Source organism: Candidatus Polarisedimenticolaceae bacterium (genome assembly GCA_036376135.1).
Lineage (GTDB): Bacteria > Acidobacteriota > Polarisedimenticolia > Polarisedimenticolales > DASRJG01 > DASVAW01.
In genome coordinates this window covers 1-19,132 of record DASVAW010000138.1, presented here as the reverse complement: position 1 = coordinate 19,132, position 19,132 = coordinate 1, and the positions used below count along the sequence as shown (strand labels likewise).

15 protein-coding genes are annotated in these 19,132 nt (G+C 71.2%); 12 read left to right on the top strand and 3 right to left on the bottom strand.

The features are described from left to right. Nucleotides 1–22 precede the first annotated feature (22 nt). Nucleotides 23–1,270 (top strand): acetate kinase, encoded by a 1,248-nt coding sequence (locus VF139_14440; GenBank protein HEX6852591.1) that lies wholly within the window; start codon nucleotides 23–25, stop codon nucleotides 1,268–1,270. On the opposite strand, the gene VF139_14435 is transcribed toward VF139_14440, so the two are convergent. Continuing rightward, nucleotides 1,271–3,373, bottom strand: a complete 2,103-nt coding sequence (locus VF139_14435) for a dehydrogenase E1 component subunit alpha/beta (protein HEX6852590.1) — start codon at nucleotides 3,371–3,373, stop codon at nucleotides 1,271–1,273. Between the two features lie 2 nt (nucleotides 3,374–3,375). Then, entirely contained in the window at nucleotides 3,376–4,308 is a 933-nt protein-coding gene (locus tag VF139_14430) for a hypothetical protein (GenBank protein HEX6852589.1), read from the bottom strand. Between the two features lie 91 nt (nucleotides 4,309–4,399). Here VF139_14430 and hisS point away from each other — a divergent pair, with 91 nt between their 5' ends. The 7 genes from hisS to era all read left to right on the top strand — a co-directional run bounded on the left by hisS (nucleotide 4,400) and on the right by era (nucleotide 13,273). Next, nucleotides 4,400–5,674, top strand: a complete 1,275-nt coding sequence (gene hisS, locus VF139_14425) for a histidine--tRNA ligase (protein ID HEX6852588.1) — start codon at nucleotides 4,400–4,402, stop codon at nucleotides 5,672–5,674. Continuing rightward, a complete protein-coding gene (gene aspS / locus VF139_14420) occupies nucleotides 5,671–7,449 on the top strand; it encodes an aspartate--tRNA ligase (protein ID HEX6852587.1) in 1,779 nt (592 codons plus the stop codon). Before hisS ends, aspS begins: the two co-directional genes overlap by 4 nt. Before the next feature lie 77 nt (nucleotides 7,450–7,526). Beyond that, nucleotides 7,527–8,507 (top strand): PhoH family protein, encoded by a 981-nt coding sequence (locus VF139_14415; GenBank protein HEX6852586.1) that lies wholly within the window; start codon nucleotides 7,527–7,529, stop codon nucleotides 8,505–8,507. Beyond that, nucleotides 8,504–10,672, top strand: coding sequence for an HDIG domain-containing protein (locus VF139_14410; GenBank protein ID HEX6852585.1), 2,169 nt, complete (start codon nucleotides 8,504–8,506; stop codon nucleotides 10,670–10,672). The genes VF139_14415 and VF139_14410 overlap by 4 nt, the downstream gene beginning before the upstream one ends. After that, the gene (ybeY, locus tag VF139_14405) at nucleotides 10,669–11,106 is read left to right on the top strand and encodes an rRNA maturation RNase YbeY (protein HEX6852584.1); all 438 of its coding nucleotides are present in this window, start codon (nucleotides 10,669–10,671) and stop codon (nucleotides 11,104–11,106) included. The genes VF139_14410 and ybeY overlap by 4 nt, the downstream gene beginning before the upstream one ends. Further along, nucleotides 11,103–12,392 carry a hemolysin family protein gene (locus tag VF139_14400; protein HEX6852583.1) on the top strand — a complete coding sequence of 430 codons (1,290 nt, stop codon included), beginning with the start codon at nucleotides 11,103–11,105 and terminating at the stop codon, nucleotides 12,390–12,392. Before ybeY ends, VF139_14400 begins: the two co-directional genes overlap by 4 nt. Beyond that, nucleotides 12,389–13,273 carry a GTPase Era gene (gene era / locus VF139_14395; GenBank protein ID HEX6852582.1) on the top strand — a complete coding sequence of 295 codons (885 nt, stop codon included), beginning with the start codon at nucleotides 12,389–12,391 and terminating at the stop codon, nucleotides 13,271–13,273. The genes VF139_14400 and era overlap by 4 nt, the downstream gene beginning before the upstream one ends. Before the next feature lie 10 nt (nucleotides 13,274–13,283). Here era and VF139_14390 read toward each other — a convergent pair whose 3' ends face one another. Next, a complete protein-coding gene (locus VF139_14390; protein ID HEX6852581.1) occupies nucleotides 13,284–14,426 on the bottom strand; it encodes a hypothetical protein in 1,143 nt (380 codons plus the stop codon). A 152-nt stretch (nucleotides 14,427–14,578) separates the two neighbouring features. On the opposite strand from VF139_14390, the gene recO reads away from it, so the two are divergent. The 4 genes from recO to VF139_14370 all read left to right on the top strand — a co-directional run. Beyond that, the gene (recO, locus tag VF139_14385; GenBank protein HEX6852580.1) at nucleotides 14,579–15,211 is read left to right on the top strand and encodes a DNA repair protein RecO; all 633 of its coding nucleotides are present in this window, start codon (nucleotides 14,579–14,581) and stop codon (nucleotides 15,209–15,211) included. Continuing rightward, entirely contained in the window at nucleotides 15,208–16,092 is an 885-nt protein-coding gene (gene glyQ, locus VF139_14380; protein HEX6852579.1) for a glycine--tRNA ligase subunit alpha, read from the top strand. Before recO ends, glyQ begins: the two co-directional genes overlap by 4 nt. Continuing rightward, the gene (gene glyS, locus VF139_14375) at nucleotides 16,089–18,143 is read left to right on the top strand and encodes a glycine--tRNA ligase subunit beta (protein HEX6852578.1); all 2,055 of its coding nucleotides are present in this window, start codon (nucleotides 16,089–16,091) and stop codon (nucleotides 18,141–18,143) included. The genes glyQ and glyS overlap by 4 nt, the downstream gene beginning before the upstream one ends. Next, nucleotides 18,144–19,132, top strand: a 989-nt coding sequence (locus VF139_14370; protein HEX6852577.1) for a PEP/pyruvate-binding domain-containing protein, incomplete at its 3' end; no start/stop codon positions are given. It lies immediately after the preceding gene.

Below are 19,132 nucleotides of genomic sequence, written 5' to 3'. Positions count from 1 at the left end.
GGCAACGCCGGAGGCGGGAACCGTGAACGTACTCGTGCTGAACTGCGGCTCCTCCACCCTGAAGTTCCAGATCGTCGAGACCGATCTCGCCGAGATCGAGGCCGACACCGACCGCCGGCTCGCCAAGGGGGTCGTCGAGCGCATCGGCACGCACGCGCTCATCACGCTGCAGGCCGAAGGACGTCCGAAGGTCGTCGAGGACGCCCCGATCCGCGACCATCGCGCGGCGGTCGACCGCGTGCTCCGCTGGATCGTCTCCGAGGACGCGGGGGTCCCGGGGATCCGGTCGCTCTCCGACGTGCACGCCGTGGGCCATCGGGTCGTGCACGGCGGGGAAGCGTTCAAGCGCTCGGTGAAGATCGACCGGGACGTGATCCACGGGATCGAGGACACGATCGAGCTCGCGCCCCTCCACAACCCGGCGAACCTGAAGGGGATCCGCGTGGCGATGGAGCTGCTCGGGGAAGGCGTCCCCCAGGTCGCCGTCTTCGACACCGCGTTCCACTCCGAGATGCCGGAGACCTCGTACCTCTACGGGATCCCGTATTCGCTCTACCGCCGCCACAAGATCCGCCGCTACGGCTTCCACGGGACCTCGCATCGCTACGTCGCGTACCGCTACCGCAAGCTGAAGGGACTCGACCGCGACGCGGTGAACGTGATCTCGCTCCACCTCGGGCAGGGATGCTCGGCCTGCTCCATCCGCCGAGGCGCGTCGATCGACACGTCGATGGGGTTCACCCCGCTCGAGGGGCTGCTCATGGGGACCCGCTCGGGGGATCTCGATCCTTCCGTGCTCGAGTTCCTCTCCCACAAGGAGGGGATGAGCCTCGCCGAGCTCGACACGCTGCTCAACAAGCAGTCGGGGCTGCTCGGCATCTCGGGGCTGACCGGCGACATGCGGGACCTCCTCGCCGAGGAGGCGGAGAACGGCGACCGCCGCGCGCGGCTGGCGATCGACCTGTTCTGCCGTCGGGTGCGCAAATACGTCGGCGCCTACCTCGCCGCCGACGCCGGCACCGAAGCGATCCTCTTCACCGGCGGGATCGGCGAGAACTCCGCGCCGATCCGGCGTCGCATCCTCGAGGGGCTCGATCGGCTCGGCATCCGGTTCCACTACAACCGGAACGAGACGGTGGCTCCCGGGGCGACCGGCTGCATCACCGCGGAGGAGTCGCCGATCGAGGCGTGGGTGATCCCGACCAACGAGGAGCTGCTCATCGCCCGCGACACCGTGCGCGTGGTCCGGGACGTGCCGAGGCGCTGGTGATCACCAGCCGACGAGCTCCTCGATCGCGCGCTTGATGTCCTCGACCTGCGGGAGGATGAAGTCCTCGAGCTCGGGGGCGTACCCCACGAACGTGTCGGTGGAGGCGAGCCGGCGCACGGGCCCGTCGAGCTCGGTGTAGAGCGTCTCGGAGATCCGCGCGGCGATCTCGGCGCCGTATCCCCACGACAGGGAATCCTCGGTGAGGACGAGGCACTTCGACGTCTTGCGCACCGAGGCGGCGATCCCGTCCCAGTCGACGGGATTGAGCGTCCTCAGGTCGAGGATCTCCGGCGAGATCCCCGACCCCTCGAGCAGGCGGGCCGCCTGCATCGCCCGGTACACCGTCGCGCCGTAGGTCACGACCGTCACGTCGGTCCCCGGACGCACGACCGACGCCTTTCCGAACGGGATCGCGTGGTCGGGGCCCGGGTAGGGGCTCTTGTTGTGCGTCTGCCGGTAAAGATGCTTGTGCTCGAGGAAGAGCACGGGATCGTCGCAGCGGATCGCGGTGCGCAGGAGGCCGTTCGCGTCGAGCGCGTTGGACGGACACACCACGCGAAGCCCCGGGTTCGCGGTGAACAGGCTCGCTCCCGTCTGGCTGTGGTAGACGGCGCCGCCGGCGATGTAGCCGCCGTAGGCGGTGCGGATCACCAGGGGGCACGACCAGGTGTTGTTCGAGCGCCAGCGCATCATCGTCAGCTCGTCGCGGATCTGCATGTACGCGGGCCAGATGTAGTCGAAGAACTGGATCTCGACGACCGGCTTCAGACCGCGCAGGGCCATCCCGATCGCCCGCCCGACGATGTTGGCTTCGGCGAGCGGGGAGTTGAAGACGCGGTCGGAGCCGAACTCCTTCTGCAGCCCCCAGGTCACCTTGAAGACGCCGCCCTTTCCCTTGACCTCCTTCAGCGTCGCTTCCCGCGAGGCGTCGGCGACGTCCTCGCCGAAGAGCACGATCCGCTCGTCGCGGCGCATCTCGTCGCGAAGGCACGCGTTGATGAGGTCGACCATCGTGGTCGGCTGCCCGTCCAGGCGCGCGGGGGACTCGAACGCCGCGGAGGTCGGGTCGACGTCGGGCGAATACACGAAATCCAGCGCGGTGCGCGGCTCCGGACGCGGCGCGGCGAGGGCGACGTCCGCGGCGGCCTGGACGCGCTGGTCGAGATCGGCGTCGATGGCCGCGAGCTCCTCCTCGGTGACGATCCCCTCGCGAAGCAGGAGCTTCGGGAACGCCTTCACCGGGTCGCGCTCGGACTCCTCGGCCCGCTCGTCCTTGGTCTTGTAGAGCGCCTCGTCGTCGGAGAGGGAGTGGCTGTACGGGCGGACCACGTGCGCGTGCACGATCGCGGGACCCAGGCGCCTGCGGCAGTGTTCGTGGGCGGCCCGGAGCGCCTCGATCGTCGCCAGGGGATCGCACCCGTCCACCTCGCGGATCAGGAGATCGGGGAACGACGCGACGAGCTTCGAGATCGAGCCCCCCGCCGTGTTCACCTCGACCGGGACCGAGATCGCGTACCCGTTGTCCTCGACGAGGAAGACGACGGGGAGCTTGCGGTTCGAGGCGGTGTTCATCGCCTCCCAGAACTCCCCCTCGCTCGTCGTTCCGTCGCCGGTCGTCACCAGCACGACCTCGTCGTCCTCGAAGGCGATCCCGGCTCCTGCGTGTCTCGCGCCGTACAGCCCCGCCTCCGCGCACCCGACCGCCTGCAGGAACTGGGTGCCGGTGGGGGAGGAGGTGTTGGCGATGTGCAGGCGCGGCGAGGAGAAGTGCGAGGGCATCTGCCGCCCGCCCCCCTGGGGCTCGTCGGCCGCGCCGGTCGCCTGGAGGAACATCTCGACCGGGGTCATCCCCAGCGCGAGCGACGCCGCGCGGTCGCGGTAGTAGAAGAAGAACCAGTCGTGGCCCGGGCGGAAGACCTCGCCGACCGCGGCGCCGAGCGCCTCGTGCCCGGCGCCGTTGATCTGGAACCAGATCTTGTTCTGGCGCTTGAGCTGGATCTCCTTGTCGTCGACCTTGCGCGAGAGGGCGATCACCTGGTGAACGCGAATCAGCGCGTTCCGGTCGAGGCCGCGCAGCACGGCCGTGTCGGTCTTCGGGGCCACAGTCACCTCCCGGGGGCCGGCGGATTATAGGAGACGTCCGGATTCGCGTCGGGCCCCGGGCGCTGCTCGTGGGAGGCCAGCCGGAACAGAAGCAAGGCTCCGTCCTCGTCCACGTACCCCTGCCGGGCGATCGCGACGTCGGCCGGCCCGACGACCCGGGCGCCCGTCACCAGCCACCCTTCCGCGGCGGTGAGGGTCTCGATGGCGAGGACGCTGCCGTCCCAGGCGTCCAGGGCGACGAGGGCGTCCCCGCGGTCGGGGACCGCGATCAGGACCTCGAGGGGCTCCTGCGTCACGCGGTTGGTCCGGCGGTTCCAGATGGGGAGGGTCCCGCGCCAGAGCTCGAGCGGTCGGGAGACCCGCGAGCCCACGTCGGCCGACCAGAGTCGGTGCCCGTTGTCGGCGCGAACGCACGTCACCTCGTCGCCGGAGGTGGCGTAACAGAGGCGCCTTCCGACGGGGACCGGGCGCGCGGGGATCGCGCTCGGGGCCCGCAGCCGCCACGCGCGGCTCCAGCCGTCGCGCGCGAAGCGCGAGGCCTTCTCGGCCAGGAGCGTGCGACCGTCCTCGCCGACGCGATAACGAAGCTCGCCGTTCTCGGCGACGATCCAGGAGGCGGAGTCGACCGGCTCGGGGGCCGTCGCGCCCAGGGACGCGGTGCCGTCCGCCAGCGCGACCGTCGCCCATCCCCCCGCCACCGCCACGAGGACCTCGTGATCGAGCAGGGACAGCTCGCCATGGGGAAGGGGGCCGGGGAGCGGAACGCTCGAGACCCGCTCGAAGCGCAGCTTCGGGGGGTCGGGTCCCTTCCGGTCGGGAAGCGCGGGAGGGTAGTGATCCGGGTAGGGCGTCTGCGGGGTCGCCAACTGGGCGAGCGCCGTCGAGAAGGCGGTGCACGCCAGGACGACTCCCAGGGCTCGAAGCCTCGTGCGCATCGCGGCAGGATAGCACGCGGTTCTCGCAACCGTTTGTCAACGTTGGGCTTATGTGATAGAACGCGGCGCTTTACGAGGAGACCTTCCCCCGGTGAGCGCCCGCTATCAGGCCGTCCGAGGCACCCGAGACATCCTCCCCGAGGAGATCGGACGGTGGCACCGTCTCGAGGCGGCCGCGCGCTCGACCTTCGAGCGATACGGGTTCCGGGAGATCCGCACGCCGATCCTCGAGACGACCGAGTTGTTCGCGCGGTCGGTCGGGGGATCGACGGACATCGTCCGCAAGGAGATGTTCACCCTCCAGGCCGGCGACGAGTCGGTCACGATGCGTCCCGAGAACACGGCTTCCGTCGTGCGGGCGTTCGTGGAGCACAACCTGCATCGGACGGTGGGGGCGGGGTTCCCCGAGCGCCTCTACTACGTCGGGCCGATGTTCCGTTACGAGCGCCCGCAGAAGGGACGGCAGCGCCAGTTCCACCAGATCGGCGCGGAGGTGCTCGGCGCCCCCGAGCCGCTGTGCGACGCCGAGACGATCGAGATGTTGTGGGCCCTGCTCGAGGGGGTCGGCATCCGCGCCAAGGAGCTGCGCCTCAACTCCGTGGGTGATGCCGCCTGCCGCGGGGTCTTCCGGGACCGGCTCAAGGCGTTCCTCGAGCCGCGGCTTGCGGATCTGTGCGAGGACTGCAACCGCCGCTACGCCGAGAACCCGCTGCGCGTCTTCGACTGCAAGGTCGAGAAGGACCGGGCGATCCTCGAGTCCGCGCCCACGGTCCTGGACGCGTTGTGCGAGGGGTGCGCGACGCACTTCTCCGAGGTGCGTCGCCGGCTCGACGGTTACGGGATCCCGTACGTCGTGGATGCACGCATGGTGCGCGGCCTCGACTACTACGAGCGAACCGTCTTCGAGGTCGTCTCCTCCGGGCTGGGCGCGCAGAACGCGCTGCTGGGTGGCGGTCGTTACGACGGCCTCGTCGAGGAGCTGGGAGGACCCCGGCTCCCGGGGTTCGGATTCGCGCTCGGGATGGAGCGCCTGCTTCTGGTGATGCCGGAGGAGCCTGGGGACCGCGTCGCCACCGACGTGTTGCTCGTGGGGCTGGGCGCGCCGGGTTTCGAGGCGTCCGTGTCGATGGCGCGACGGCTTCGCGCGGCGGGGCTCTCGGTGACGATGCCGCTCGCCGAACGGCCGCTGGGGGCGCAGCTCAAGCGCGCCGACAAGCTCGGGGCGCGGTTCGCGGTTTTCGTGGGCAAGGACGAGATCGAGAAGGACCGGTACGGATTCAAGGACCTCGCGACCGGCGAACAGCTGGAACTCCCGGAGGGCGCGATCGCCGAGCGCGTCGCCGCCGCCAAAGGAACGCAACGATGAGCTCGCCCGACCTCCTCCAGCGCACCCACGGGTGCGGCACGCTCGAACCTGCGCACGCCGCGGCCGACACCGAGGTGGTGCTCACCGGGTGGGTGCACGCGCGGCGCGACCTCGGGCAGCTCGTCTTCGTGGAGCTGCGCGACGCGACCGGCCGCGTGCAGGTCGTGTTCGATCCCTCGGGGGCGCGCGAGGCCCACGCGATCGCGGAGAAGCTCCACCAGGAGGACGTCGTCGGGATCGCCGGGCGCGTCGTGTTGCGCGAGAGCCCCAACCCGAACCACCCGACCGGCACGGTCGAGGTGCGCGCCCGGAGGATCGTGGTGCACAACCCGGCGCGCTCGATCCCGTTCCCCGTCGACGACGAGGTCGCGGCCAACGAGGAAGCGCGGCTGACCCACCGCTACGTCGATCTGCGCCGTCCGCGCCTGCAGAAGGCCCTGCGGCTGCGCCACCGGCTCGCCTCGGCCGCGAGGCTCGCCCTCGACGCGCAGGGGTTCGTGGAGATCGAGACCCCCGTCCTGACGAAGTCGACTCCCGAAGGCGCCCGCGACTATCTCGTCCCCAGCCGCGTGCATCCCGGCCGCTTCTACGCCCTGCCGCAGTCTCCGCAGCTGTTCAAGCAGCTGCTGATGGTCGCCGGGTTCGAGCGGTACTACCAGTTCGCGCGCTGCTTCCGGGACGAGGACCTCCGCGCGGACCGCCAGCCCGAATTCACCCAGATCGACCTCGAGATGTCCTTCGCGACGCCCGAGACGATCTACGCCGTCATCGAGCCGCTCGTCGCGGCGATGTTCGCGCAGATCGGGGTCGGCGTGAAGCCGCCGTTCCCGCGCATGTCCTACGCCGAGGCCATGGACCGCTTCGGCGTCGATCGGCCCGACACCCGCTTCGGACTCGAGCTCCGGGACGCGGGGGACGCGGCGAAGGGGACGGGGTTCGCGGTTTTCGACGGGGCGCTCGACTCGGGCGGAACGGTGCGCGGCATCGCGGTCCCGGGCGCTGCGGCGTCGGCCTCCCGCAAGGTCCTCGACGCGTGGACCGAGGTCGCGAAGGGGCTCGGGGCGCGCGGGCTCGTCTGGATCAAGCACGAATCCTCGGGCGCGGTCACCTCTCCGGCACTCAAGGCGCTGGGCGAGGAGCGCGCGCGGGCGGTCGCGCAGGTCGTGGGCGCCGGCGCGGGCGACGTCGCGCTGCTCGTCGCGGACGCGCGGGAGACGTGCGACAAGGTCCTCGGAGGGTTGCGCTCCCGGATCGCCGCCGAGCTCGGTCTCGTGCCGAAGGACCGTTGGGACCTCCTGTGGGTCGAGCGGTTCCCTCTCCTCCAGCAGGACGCCGGCGAGGGACGCTGGGTCGCCTGCCACCATCCCTTCACCGCACCGCGCTGGGAGGATCTCGACCGCCTGGAGTCCGACCCCGGCTCGGTCCAGGCCCAGGCCTACGACCTCGTCCTCAACGGGACGGAGATCGGAGGCGGCAGCATCCGTATCCACCGGCGCGACATCCAGGACCGCGTCTTCCGCGCGCTCGGGATGGGCGAGGAGGAGGCGGAGGCGAAGTTCGGGTTCCTGCGACGCGCGCTCGACTCGGGAGCGCCTCCGCACGGCGGCATCGCGCTCGGCTTCGACCGGATCTGCGCCATGTTGCTCGGGGCGGAGTCGATCCGCGACGTGATCGCCTTCCCCAAGACGACCTCCGCCTCGGACCTGATGACGGAGGCCCCGTCCGACGTCGACGCCCGGCAACTGCGGGAGCTCAAGCTCCGAATCGACGACTGAGCCCCTTGTTTTCAAGGAGTTGAAGGGTCCCGGTGGACCGCGCCCGGGGGGGGATGTATTCTTTCGCGCGCCAACGAATGAAGACGATCCGCCTCGAAGGCAACGCGCTCGAAGCTCTCGCCGGGCCCCTCGACGAAACGCTCCGGCTCATCGAAGACCGTTTCCAGGTGCGGATCTCCGCCCGGGGGGGCGAGGTCACCGTGTCCGGCGTCGAGGGGGCGGACGCCGAAGGGCGGGAGTCGCGCGCCGCGGACCTGCTCGGCCAGCTCGCGGGGCTGCAGCGCCAGGGCGTTGCGCTCGGCCGCGAGGAGTTCCGGACCGCCGTCGGCCTGATGGAGCGCCATCCCGAGGCCCGCCTCACCGATCACTTCGTGGACTCGCGTCTGCGTCCCTCGCCGCGCAAACACGTCGTTCCGAAGTCCGAGCACCAGCGGCGTTACATCGAGTCGATCCGCGAGAACGACCTCGTGTTCGGCGTGGGTCCTGCGGGGACGGGGAAGACCTATCTCGCCGTGGCGATGGCGATCTCGCTCCTCAACGAGAAGCGGATCCAGCGCATCCTGCTCTGCCGTCCCGCCGTCGAGGCGGGGGAGAAGCTGGGTTTCCTTCCCGGCGACATCGCGGCGAAGGTCGACCCGTACCTCCGTCCCCTGTACGACGCGCTCTACGACATGGTCGAGCTCGACCGGATCGAGCGGCTCCTCGAGCGCGGCACGATCGAGGTCGCTCCGCTCGCCTTCATGCGCGGCCGCACGCTCAACGATTCGTTCATCATCCTCGACGAGGCGCAGAACACGACGACCGAACAGATGAAGATGTTCCTGACGCGCATCGGCCTCGACTCGAAGGCGGTCGTCACCGGCGATCCCACGCAGATCGATCTCCCCGCCGGGAAGGTCTCCGGGCTCGTGGACGCCACCGAGCTCGTGCAAGGCGTCCCGGGGATCGGGGTCGTCCGCTTCGACAAGGCCGACGTCGTCCGGCACCCGCTGGTGCAACGGATCATCCAGGCCTACGAACGCCGCGACGAGGAGCGACGGGAAGGGGGCGCCCGTTGAACGAGGCGGGCGCCCGGGGAAGGCGACCGCTTCCGGGGAGCGCCGCCCCCCGGGCGGCGGACGGGCCGCGATGGTTCGGCTCGGACGCGTTGTGGAGCGTCTTCTTCGCCGTGGTGATGATCGCGCTGCTCGGCACCCGCGCGTGCAGCGACACCGAGCGCTTCCAGGTGGGGGATCGTGCCGCGCACGACATCGTGGCGCGGGCGGACGTCGAGGTTCCCGATCCCGGCCTGACCCAGGCGCGCCGCTCGGAGGCGCGCGCGGCGGTCCCGGACGTGTACGTGCACGACCGGCAGCGCTCCGATCGCCTGCTGGCGGAGTTCTCGGCCGAGGCACGGGCGCGGTTCCCCGGCGCCCAGGCCGCCCACGAGGCGGGCGCCGCGGCGATGCGGGAGGTGATGGGCGGGATCGTCGTGAGCAACCGGACGGTGCTCGAGCGGCAGCCCGCGATCCTCGTCGCACACGTGCCGGGCGGCACCGAGGACCGCCTCGAGAGCTACGAGCGGATCCTCGACCTCGAGCAGGCCCGTGCGCGCGTGCGCGAGCTCCTCCGCGAGGACCCCGCGCTCGCCGACCTCGCCTCCCGGTTCGTCGACGCCAATACCGCCTTCGACCCCGCGGCCACGGCGGCGCGACGCGACCGCGCGGGGTCGGACGTCCTGCCGATCCAGGTTCGCGTCCCCAAGGGGACCGTCCTCGTGCGGGAAGGAGAGGCGATCACGGCCGAGAACCTCGCGCGCATCGAGGCGGCGCGGCGCACCCCGTTCGCGACGACGAGCGCCGTCGGGCAGATCGGGATCGCCGTCGTCGTGGCGATGCTCGCCTTCTTCCTCCATCGGTACACCCGTTACCACCAGCGCGCCTTCAAGAAGGTGCGCCATCTGCACGCGCTGCTGGTCTCGGTGCTCGTGACGATGCTGCTCGTCGCCCAGGCCCTGCTCGGGATCGCCGCCGAGGCGACCGACCGCCTGGGCGCCCCCTTCAACGACCTGTCCCTCTACGCGTACCTCGTGCCGTTCGGCGGCGGGGCGATGCTCGTCGCGCTGCTCGCCAGCGGCCGCATCGCGATGGTTTATTCGGCGTTCGCCGCCGTGTTCTTCGGGGCGGCGACCGGGTGGGACGCCTACCGGATGGTGTGGACGCTGCTCGTCCAGTGGGCGGGCGTCTATGCGATCACGACCTACCGCGAGCGGGCGGCGCTGATTCGCGCGGGGCTCGTGGTCGGGGCGGCCGGGGCGGTCGCGGCGCTGGCGATCGAGGCGATTCGGCGAACGCTCGAGCCGCTCTCCCACAGCCTGTACGGGGCGGGCCTCGCGTTCGTGGGCGGTGCGCTGGGCGCGGGGATCCTCGTGTCCTTCGCCCTGCCGGTCCTGGAGCGGGCGTTCCACGTGCTCACCGACGTCCGGCTGCTCGAGTTGTCCAACGTCAGCCATCCGCTCCTGTCGCAGCTCGCCGTGAAGGCGCCGGGCACCTACAACCACTCGATGACGGTGGGAACGCTCGCGGAGGAGGCGGCCAAGGCGATCGGTGCGAACTCCCTGTTCTGCCGGGTCGCGGCGTTCTACCACGACATCGGCAAGCTCAAGAAGCCGGAGTATTACGTCGAGAACCAGCGCGGGATGAACCCCCACGACCGGCTGGCGCCCTCGATGTCGGCTCTGATCGTGGCCGCCCACGTCAAGGACGGCATCAAGCTCGCGCGCGATGCGAGGCTTCCGGAGCAGATCGTCGACATCATCCCGCAGCACCACGGCACGCGGCGGATGAGTTATTTCTTCGAGAAGGCCAAACGCACCGCGAACCCGGCCCTCGGCGAGGTCCACGAGGAGGACTTCCGTTATCCGGGCCCCAAGCCCCAGACCCGCGAGGCGGCGATCTTCATGCTCGCCGACGGCATCGAGGCGGCGGCGCGCACGCTCGAGGATCCGACTCCCAACCGCCTGCGCGAGGTGATCCACAAGATCGCCTCGAGCGTGGTCCTCGACGGCCAGTTCGACGAGTGCGACCTCACCTTCGCGGACCTCGAGCGGATCGAGGAGGCGTTCCTGAGGACGCTCACGAGCATGTACCACCACCGCGTCGACTACCCCGGTTTCGAATTCGGCCGCCCGCGCGCGGAACGGACGGAGAGCCGGGGCGAGGTCCGCGCGTTCCGCGCGCCGTGAGCGGCGCCCTCGACGTCGCCGTCGTGAACCGGCAGCGCGCACGCCGGGTGGCGACGGCCCCCCTCCGCCGCTTCCTCCTGCGTCTGTCCCGCGAGGCGCCCGCCGCGGCGGGATCCACGCTCGGCGTCGCGCTGGTGTCGGACGTCGCGATGCGCCGCTTCAACCGGGAGTACCGAGGGAAGGACCGCACGACGGACGTGTTGTCGTTCCCCGACGGCGACGACGGTCACCTCGGCGACGTCGTGATCTCGGTGCCGCAGGCCGCGCGCCAAGCCCGCGAACGCGGCCACGTGCTGTCGCGGGAGCTGAGGGTCCTGCTCGTGCACGGGTGGCTGCACCTGCTCGGCCACGACCACGAGACCGACGACGGGACGATGATGAGGCTGCAGCGGCGCCTGGTGCGGCGCCTGGTCGACCGCGCGGGGGCGCGATGATCGAGAGCTGGAGCGCCGGCGCGATCGTCGCGGGTCTCGCGGGAGCGGGCGTGCTGTTCCTGCTCGACCTCGCCTTGTCCGTGATGCTGCTCTCGCTCACCTCGCTCAGCCGGGTCGCCCTGCGCCGCCTGAATCAGGACTCGGGGGGGCGGCTGCAGTTCCTCGAGGACATCAAGACGATCGCCTCGATCCACCGCTCCGCGATCCACACCGTGCGCCAGACGAGCCTGCTCGGCGGGGTCGCGCTGGTCGCCTGGACCGTCGACGGGGCCGGGCTGCGCTACGCCGGGGCCGCCGCCGTCCTCGTCGGGGTGTTCGTCGGCGTCTTCCTCATGGAGACCTTCGTCGCGCGCGTGATCGCGTTGCGCGACCCGCGCGCGGCGGTCCGCGCCACCGCCGTGCTCGTGCGGCCCCTCTACGCGGTCACGTACCCGGTGCTCGCCCCCGTCCACGCCGCGTTCCGTCGCTGGGCCGGGGAGGTCGACGACGAGGAGCGCGACGACGACGACGCCGACCAGGAGGTCGAGGCGTTCATCGAGGTGGGGGAGCGCGAAGGGATCCTCGAGGCGGACGAGGGGGAGATGGTGCGCGGCATCGTCGACCTCGACGAGACGCGGGTGCGCGAGATCATGACCCCCCGGACCGATCTCGTGGCCCTCGCCGCGGACGCCCCCGTGAGCGAGGCGCGGAAGGTGGCGCTGCGGGAGGGACATTCGCGTTTCCCCGTCTTCCAGGGAACGATCGACAACATCGTCGGGGTGCTGCACGTGCGCGACCTGCTGCGCGCATGGGACGAGGGGTGGGACGACGCCCCGGTCTCGGGTTTCGCGCGCCCCGCGGTCTTCGTCCCGGAGACCCGGACCGTCGCGGAGCTGCTCGCCGAGATGCGGGCGGGAAGTCATCTCGCGCTCGTCGTCGACGAATACGGCGGGCTGGCGGGCCTCGTCACGATCGAGGACCTGCTCGAGGAGATCGTCGGGGACATCCGCGACGAGCACGACGCCGAAGAGGCGAACGTGCAGCCGCAGGCCGACGGCTCCGCGCTCGTCAGCGGCCTCGCCCACGTCGAGGAGCTCGAGAGCGTGTTCCCCGTCGCCTTCGGGGAACGCGAGTTCGACACCGTCGGCGGGCTCGTGACCGCGGCCCTCGGCCGCGTGCCGGAGGCGGGCGAGACCCTCGAGGCGCACGGCCTCCGGATCGAGGTCCTCGAGGCCGACCCTCGCCGCGTCTACCGCGTGCGCATCCGGACGTCGGGGGCGGCCACGCCCACCGGGGGAACCCCGTGAAGGGCGGGTACGCCGCCATCCTCGGCTGGACCAACGTCGGGAAGTCCACGTTGCTCAACCGCCTGGTCGGAGAGAAGATCGCGGCCGTCGCGGACGTGCCGCAGACCACGCGGCACCGGATCGTCGCGGCGCTCCCGATTCCCGGCCGCGGGGGGATCGCCTTCGTGGACACGCCGGGACTCCACACCCCGCGCGAGCGGATGAACCGGCGGATGGTCGAGGCGGCCGAACGTTCCCTCGAGGACGTCGACGTCGCGCTCGTCGTCGTCGACGCGTCGAAGGGTCCCGGCCCCGGCGACGCGAAGGCGGCTCGCCTCGCCGTCGCCTCCGGGGTGCGCGCGATCGGGGTCCTGAACAAGGTCGATCTCTTGAGGGAGAAGTCGAAGCTCCTTCCGATGATGGAGACCCTGGTCGGCGCCTGGGGCCTCGAGGCGGCGGTTCCCGTCTCGGCGCGCACGGGCGAGGGGATCGATCGGCTGATCGACGTCGTGCTCGACGCCCTTCCCGAGGGGCCGCCTCCCTTCGACGAGGAGTTCCTGACCGATCAGACCGAGCGGGCGCTCGCGGCGGAGTGGATCCGGGAGAAGATCCTCCATCGCACGCGGGAGGAGATCCCTCACGCGACCGCGGTGCTCATCGAGCGCTGGGCCACTCGGGACGACGGCCTCGTGGAGATCGAGGCCACGATCGTCGTGGAGCGCGAGTCGCAGAAGGGGATCGTGATCGGCAAGGCCGGCCACCTCCTCAAGGAGGCGGGGACCGCCGCGCGCCAGGATCTCGAGCGGCTCCTCGAGGCGAAGGTCTTCCTCCGACTTCGGGTGGAGGTTCGCGACGACTGGCGCAACGACCGGCGGGTCCTCGGAGAGCTCGGTCTCGAGTGACCTCCTTCGATCAGGGGCAGCCGCCCGACTCGGAGCGCGGGTTCCCCGCCGAATCGGTGCCCAGGCCGTTGGCCGGCCCGCCGGGACGTCCGCCGACGAGATAGAAGGCGACGCTTCCGGCAGCGGGGGAGACCGGGTCGTCCCAGGCGTTCGTGGCGAGCGCGCAGCTCCGCGCGGCGAGGGGGTTCGAGCCGGGCGGCTGGACGTAGTCCCCCGTCGCCACGAGCACCGAGAGGTCGCCGCGATAGACGTTCCAGGCGAGCACTCCGCGCTCGGCGTCCCACGCGACCCGGCCCCGGGACGGAAGGTGCAGCGCGACCCGGCCGTCGTCCGCGTCGCAGGCGTCCCCCACGTCGTCCCCGTCTCCGTCGACCTGAGAGGGATCCGACGCGTCCGGACAGAGATCGCACACCGTGGCGACGCGGTCGCCGTCCGGGTCGTCCTCGGCCGCGGTGGGTATGCAGGGATTCGGTTCGGGAGCGTCGCCGCCGGCGGCGGCCGCGGCCGTGGACGATCCGAACGGCTGGGCATCGCACGCGTCCCCGAGGCCGTCCCGGTCGGCGTCCCGTTGCAGCATGTTGTCCGCGGCGGCGCAGTTGTCGAGGGTGTCCGGGACCCCGTCGCCGTCGCGGTCTCCCGGCAGCGCCAGCGACGACGCATCGACGCCGCAGGAAACCTCGCGACCGTCCGCGAAGCAGGCGTACGGGGAGCCCGCATATCGCACCGGGTCGGAAGGCACGCTCGAGCACACCTTGCCCGTCGCGTCGCCGCGGCACCCGCGCACCGTGTAGTCGTAGAAACGCGCGCGCGCGGGAAAAGGGGAATCCCACGCGACGCACCACCGCGTGGCGATCGTCGGAGCGACGGTGCGCCCCTCGTCGTCGACGTATCCGGACCGATTGAGCGAGCGCGTGTCGCCGACGCTCACGCACCGTCCGGTGTCCACCTCGCACCGGGTGACCTCGTACCAGGCCGATCCGGTCGCGGGGCTCCACTCGAGGCACTCCGAGCAGCCGCACTCCACGGTCATCGACGAGAGGGCGCAGGTCGGGCCGTCCATCGCGAACAGCGGCGGCGCGTCGCAGGTGGCCCGCGCGGGCGACGCGATCGTGATGGCGAGGGAGAGCGGGAGGAAGAGGGGGAGCACTCGCATGGCGCGCGCTCTACTGCAACGATGCTGCCAACTCCTGCAACGCGAAAACACGCCAGAAAAGCGCCGCATTCTCGCCTGTCGCGCGACTCTGATGGAATTCTGACACGGTAGGTGGGCAATCGGAGGCGTCTGCTATAGTTCGGGCTTTGCGAATGAAGCCACGTCGCGACGAAGCGTGGGTGCTGGACACGCACGAACTGGGCGAGGCGGATTTGATCGTGACCTTGTTGGCCGAGCACGCGGGTCGCGTGCGCGGCGTCGCCACCTCGGCCCGGCGCAGCCGCAAGCGATTCGGCGGCGCGCTCGAGCCGCTCACGCGCGTGACGGCGAGTTGGGTCGAGCGTGAAGGACGCGAGCTCCACCGCATCGAGTCGCTCGACGTCGTGAGGTCGTTCGCCGACATGCAGGCGTCTCCCGAGCGGCAGGCCGCGGTCGCGATCGTCCGCGAGATCGCCTCCTCGACCTCTCACGAGGGCGACGGGGATCCGCACGTCTTCCGGCTCGTCGGCGCGGTCGCGGAGGCGCTGGAGGCCGGTCTCGACCCCTGGGTCGCCGTTCGTTATTTCGAGTTCTGGACGCTTCGACTGCACGGCGTGCTTCCCGAGTCGCAGTCGCCCTCGCCGATGCTCGCGGCGTTCGCGTCCGAGCCCCCGGCGTCCTGCGGCCGCTTCGCCGACGAGGCCCGCCCCGGATCGGCGGGCTCGCGGCTGCTCCACCGCGAGATCGAGGCGTTCCTCGAACGTCCCGTCCGCAGCTACCGTCACCTGAGAGCGCTCGCACCATGAACTTCCAACGCCTGCTCCTGGGCATCCAGCAGTACTGGGGCGATCGCGGGTGCGTCCTGCAGCAGCCCTACGACCTCGAGGTCGGCGCCGGCACGATGGCGCCCGACACCTTCTTCCGCGTGCTCGGCCCCGAGCCATGGCGCGTCGCGTATTGCCAGCCGTCGCGCCGTCCCGGCGACGGTCGCTACGGCGAGAACCCGATGCGCGTGTACAAGCACTACCAGTTCCAGGTGATCCTCAAGCCGTCCCCCCCGGACGTGCAGGACCTCTACCTCGACTCGCTGCGCGCCTTCGGCATCGATCCCCTCGAGCACGACATCCGGTTCGAGGAGGACAACTGGGAGTCGCCCACGCTCGGCGCCGCGGGGGTGGGCTGGCAGGTGCTGATGGACGGGATGGAGATCTCGCAGTTCACCTACTTCCAGCAGGCGGGGGGGCGCGAGTTGTCCCCGATTCCGGTCGAGCTGACCTACGGCATCGAGCGGATCTGCATGTTCCTGAACGACATCCGGAACATCTTCGACATTCCGTGGAACGACGCGGGGATCACCTACGGCGACGTGCGCCGGCGCGAAGAGGTCGAGCACTCGACCTATTCGTTCCGCGAGGCCGACGTCGAGCTCTTCCGGCGCCAGTTCGAGAGCTGGGAGCGGGAGGCCTCGCGGCTGCTCGACCTCGACGACCCGCTCGTCCTCCCCGCACACGAGTGCGTGCTCAAGCTTTCCCACCTGTTCAACGTCCTCGACGCGCGCGGCGCCCTGAGCGTGACCGAGCGCGCGGCCCACATCGGGCGGATCCGCGCCCTGGCGTGTCGCGCGGCGGACGCGTACGTGGCGCAGCGCCAGGCGATGGGATTCCCGCTCCTCAGGGGGGCCCGATGAAGGCGGCGCTGCTCGTCGAGATCGGCTGCGAGGAGATTCCGGCACGGATGATCCCCGCCGCCGCGAACGATCTCGCCGCCCGGGTCGTGGGCATCCTCGATCAGGCGGGGCTCGCGCACGGCGCCGCGACCGCGTGGGGCGGGACCCGGCGCCTCGCGGTGCGCGTCGCCGAGGTGGAGGCCGCGCAGGCGGCGCGCGAGGAGCTGGTGCTCGGCCCTCCCGCCGCGGCCGCGTTCGCCGCCGACGGCGCGCCGACCCCCGCGGGAGCGGGTTTCGCGAAGAAGCAGGGGATCGACCCGGCCGCGCTCGAGCGCATCGAGACGGACAAGGGCGTCTACGCGGGATTCCGCCGCACCCGCGGAGGATCGGGCGTCGGAGAGGTCCTCGCCGGAGCGCTCCCCGGGGCGGTCGCGTCGATGTCGTTCCCGAAGACGATGCGCTGGGGCGAAGGGGCGCACCGCTGGGTTCGCCCCGCGCACTGGGTGGTCGCCCTGCACGGAGAGGCGGTCCTCCCCATGCAGGTGCTCGGCGTCGCCTCGGGGAGGACCTCGAACGGTCACCGCTTTCTGGCGTCGGGGGCCCCCGTCCTCGCGGACGCCTTCGCCTACGAGGGCGCCCTGCGCGACGCGCACGTCGTCGTGGATCCCGTCGAACGGCGGCGCGTTCTCCGGGAACGACTCGAGCGCGAGGCGGAGGCCGCCGGCGGAAGCCTCGTCGCCGACCCCGAGCTTCTCGACGAGGTCGGTGATCTCGTCGAATGGCCGGGCGTCGTGCTCGGGCGGTTCGACGCGGACTTCCTCGCCCTCCCGCGCGAGATCCTCGTCACGACGCTCCGCCATCACCAGAAGGCCTTCTCGGTCGCCCGCGACGGCCGGCTCGTCAACGCCTTCCTCTCGGTCGCCAACACCGACCGCGACCCCGCGGGGCACGTGCGCCGCGGGAACGAATGGGTGGTGTCGGGCCGCCTCGAGGATGCGCGCTTCTTCTGGGGCGAGGACCGCAAGCGCCCGCTCGCGTCCCGCGTCGACGACCTCGCCAAGGTCGTGTTCCACCGCAAGGTCGGAAGCTACCGGGACAAGGCGGAGGCGGTCGCCGCCGCCGCCGCGGCGCTCGCGGCGCGCCTCGGGCTCGACGCCGCGCGCGCCGCCGAGGCGGCGCGCCTGAGCAAGGCGGATCTCGTGACCGGTCTCGTCGGGGAGTTCCCCGAGCTGCAGGGGGTCGTCGGCGGACTCCTGCTCGAGGCCGAGGGTGCGGACGCGGCGGTCGCGCGCGCGGTGTACGAGCACTACCGTCCGGCGGGGGCGGAGGACGCCGTGCCGGAGTCCGACCTCGGCGCCGTCGTCTCCGTCGCGGACAAGCTCCACACGATCGGCGCCTTGCTGGCGGCGGGCGAGACCCCGAGCGGATCGCGCGATCCCTTCGGCCTTCGGCGCGCCGCGAACGGCGTCTTCCGCGTCATCCTCGAGCGAGGCTGGCCCCTCGGGCTCGACGACCTCGGCGCGGCGCCGTTCCTGCGCGAGCGGCTCGAGGGATTCCTGCGCGAGCGGGGCGCCACGCCGAACGAGATCGCCGCGGTCCTCCTCGCGGGTGCGGGCGCGTCGCGGGAGCCGCTGCCGTCGATCGCCGAGCGCCTGGACGCCATCGGCGCGATCCGGGGGCGCGAGGACTTCGCGCGGCTCGTCGACCTCGTCAAGCGCGTCGCGAACATCCGGAAGAAGAACGCGGAGCAGGTCGCGGCGGCCGATTCGGGCTCGCGCGCTGCCGAGTCTCCCGAGACCGACGCCGACGCCGCCGCGCTCGCGGCGCACCTCGCCCGGGCGGCCGCGGCGATCGAGGAGGCGTCCTCCCGCCGGGACTGGCGCGCGGTCGTCGACCTGACCGCCGGCTTCGTGAGTCCGGTCGACCGGTTCTTCGAGAAGGTGCTGGTGGTGAATCCGGACGACCCGTCCGCGACGCACCGCCGCTTGAGACTCCTGGGAACGCTGGAATCGCTCCTGACCCGGCACTTCGACGTGCGCGAGCTCCCGGGCCAGGCGGAGAGGAGAGGGTAAGTGGACAAGCTCGTCTACTCGTTCGGGAACGGGAAGGCCGAAGGGCGCGCCGGGATGAAAGACCTGCTCGGCGGCAAGGGCGCGAACCTCGCGGAGATGACGGCGATCGGGATCCCGGTGCCGCCGGGGTTCACGATCTCGACCCGCGCGTGCAACCTGTACTTCGAGACCGGGCGGAAGATGCCCGAAGGGCTCGAGGCGCAGGTCGCCGAGGCCCTCGCGCGCCTGGAGAAGGAGACGGGCAAGACCTTCGGCGACGACAAGGCGCCGCTTCTGGTCTCCGTGCGGTCGGGGGCCAAGTTCTCGATGCCCGGGATGATGGACACGATCCTCAATCTGGGCCTCAACGACCGCGCCGTCGAAGGACTCGCGAAGGGGAGCGGCGACCGCCGCTTCGCGTTCGACTCCTACCGCCGCTTCATCCAGATGTACGCGGACGTCGTCCTCGACGTCCCCAAGCACGGGTTCGAGGAGATCCTCGCGGCCGCGAAGAAGGCCCGGAAGGTCAAGGACGACACCGACCTCGGGTCGGCCGATCTCGAGTCGCTCGTCGCCCGGTACAAGGACAAGGTCCGCAAGGCGACGGGCAAGCCGTTTCCGCAGGAGCCGCGGGAGCAGCTCTGGGGGGCGATCGCGGCGGTGTTCCGCAGCTGGGACAACGACCGGGCGAAGCTCTACCGCCGCCAGTACGGCATCGCCGACGAGCTCGGCACCGCCGTCAACGTCCAGAGCATGGTCTTCGGCAACCTCGGAGCCGACTGCGCGACGGGGGTCGCGTTCACGCGCAATCCCGCCACCGGGGAGAACCTCTTCTACGGCGAGTACCTCGAGAACGCCCAGGGGGAGGACGTCGTCGCCGGCATCCGCACGCCGAAGCCGATCTCGCGGGCCCAGGCCGTCGGCGGGGACCACACGTCGCTCGAGGAGATGATCCCGTCCTGCTACGCGCAGTTGCTCGACATCCGCGGCAAGCTCGAGGCCCACTACAA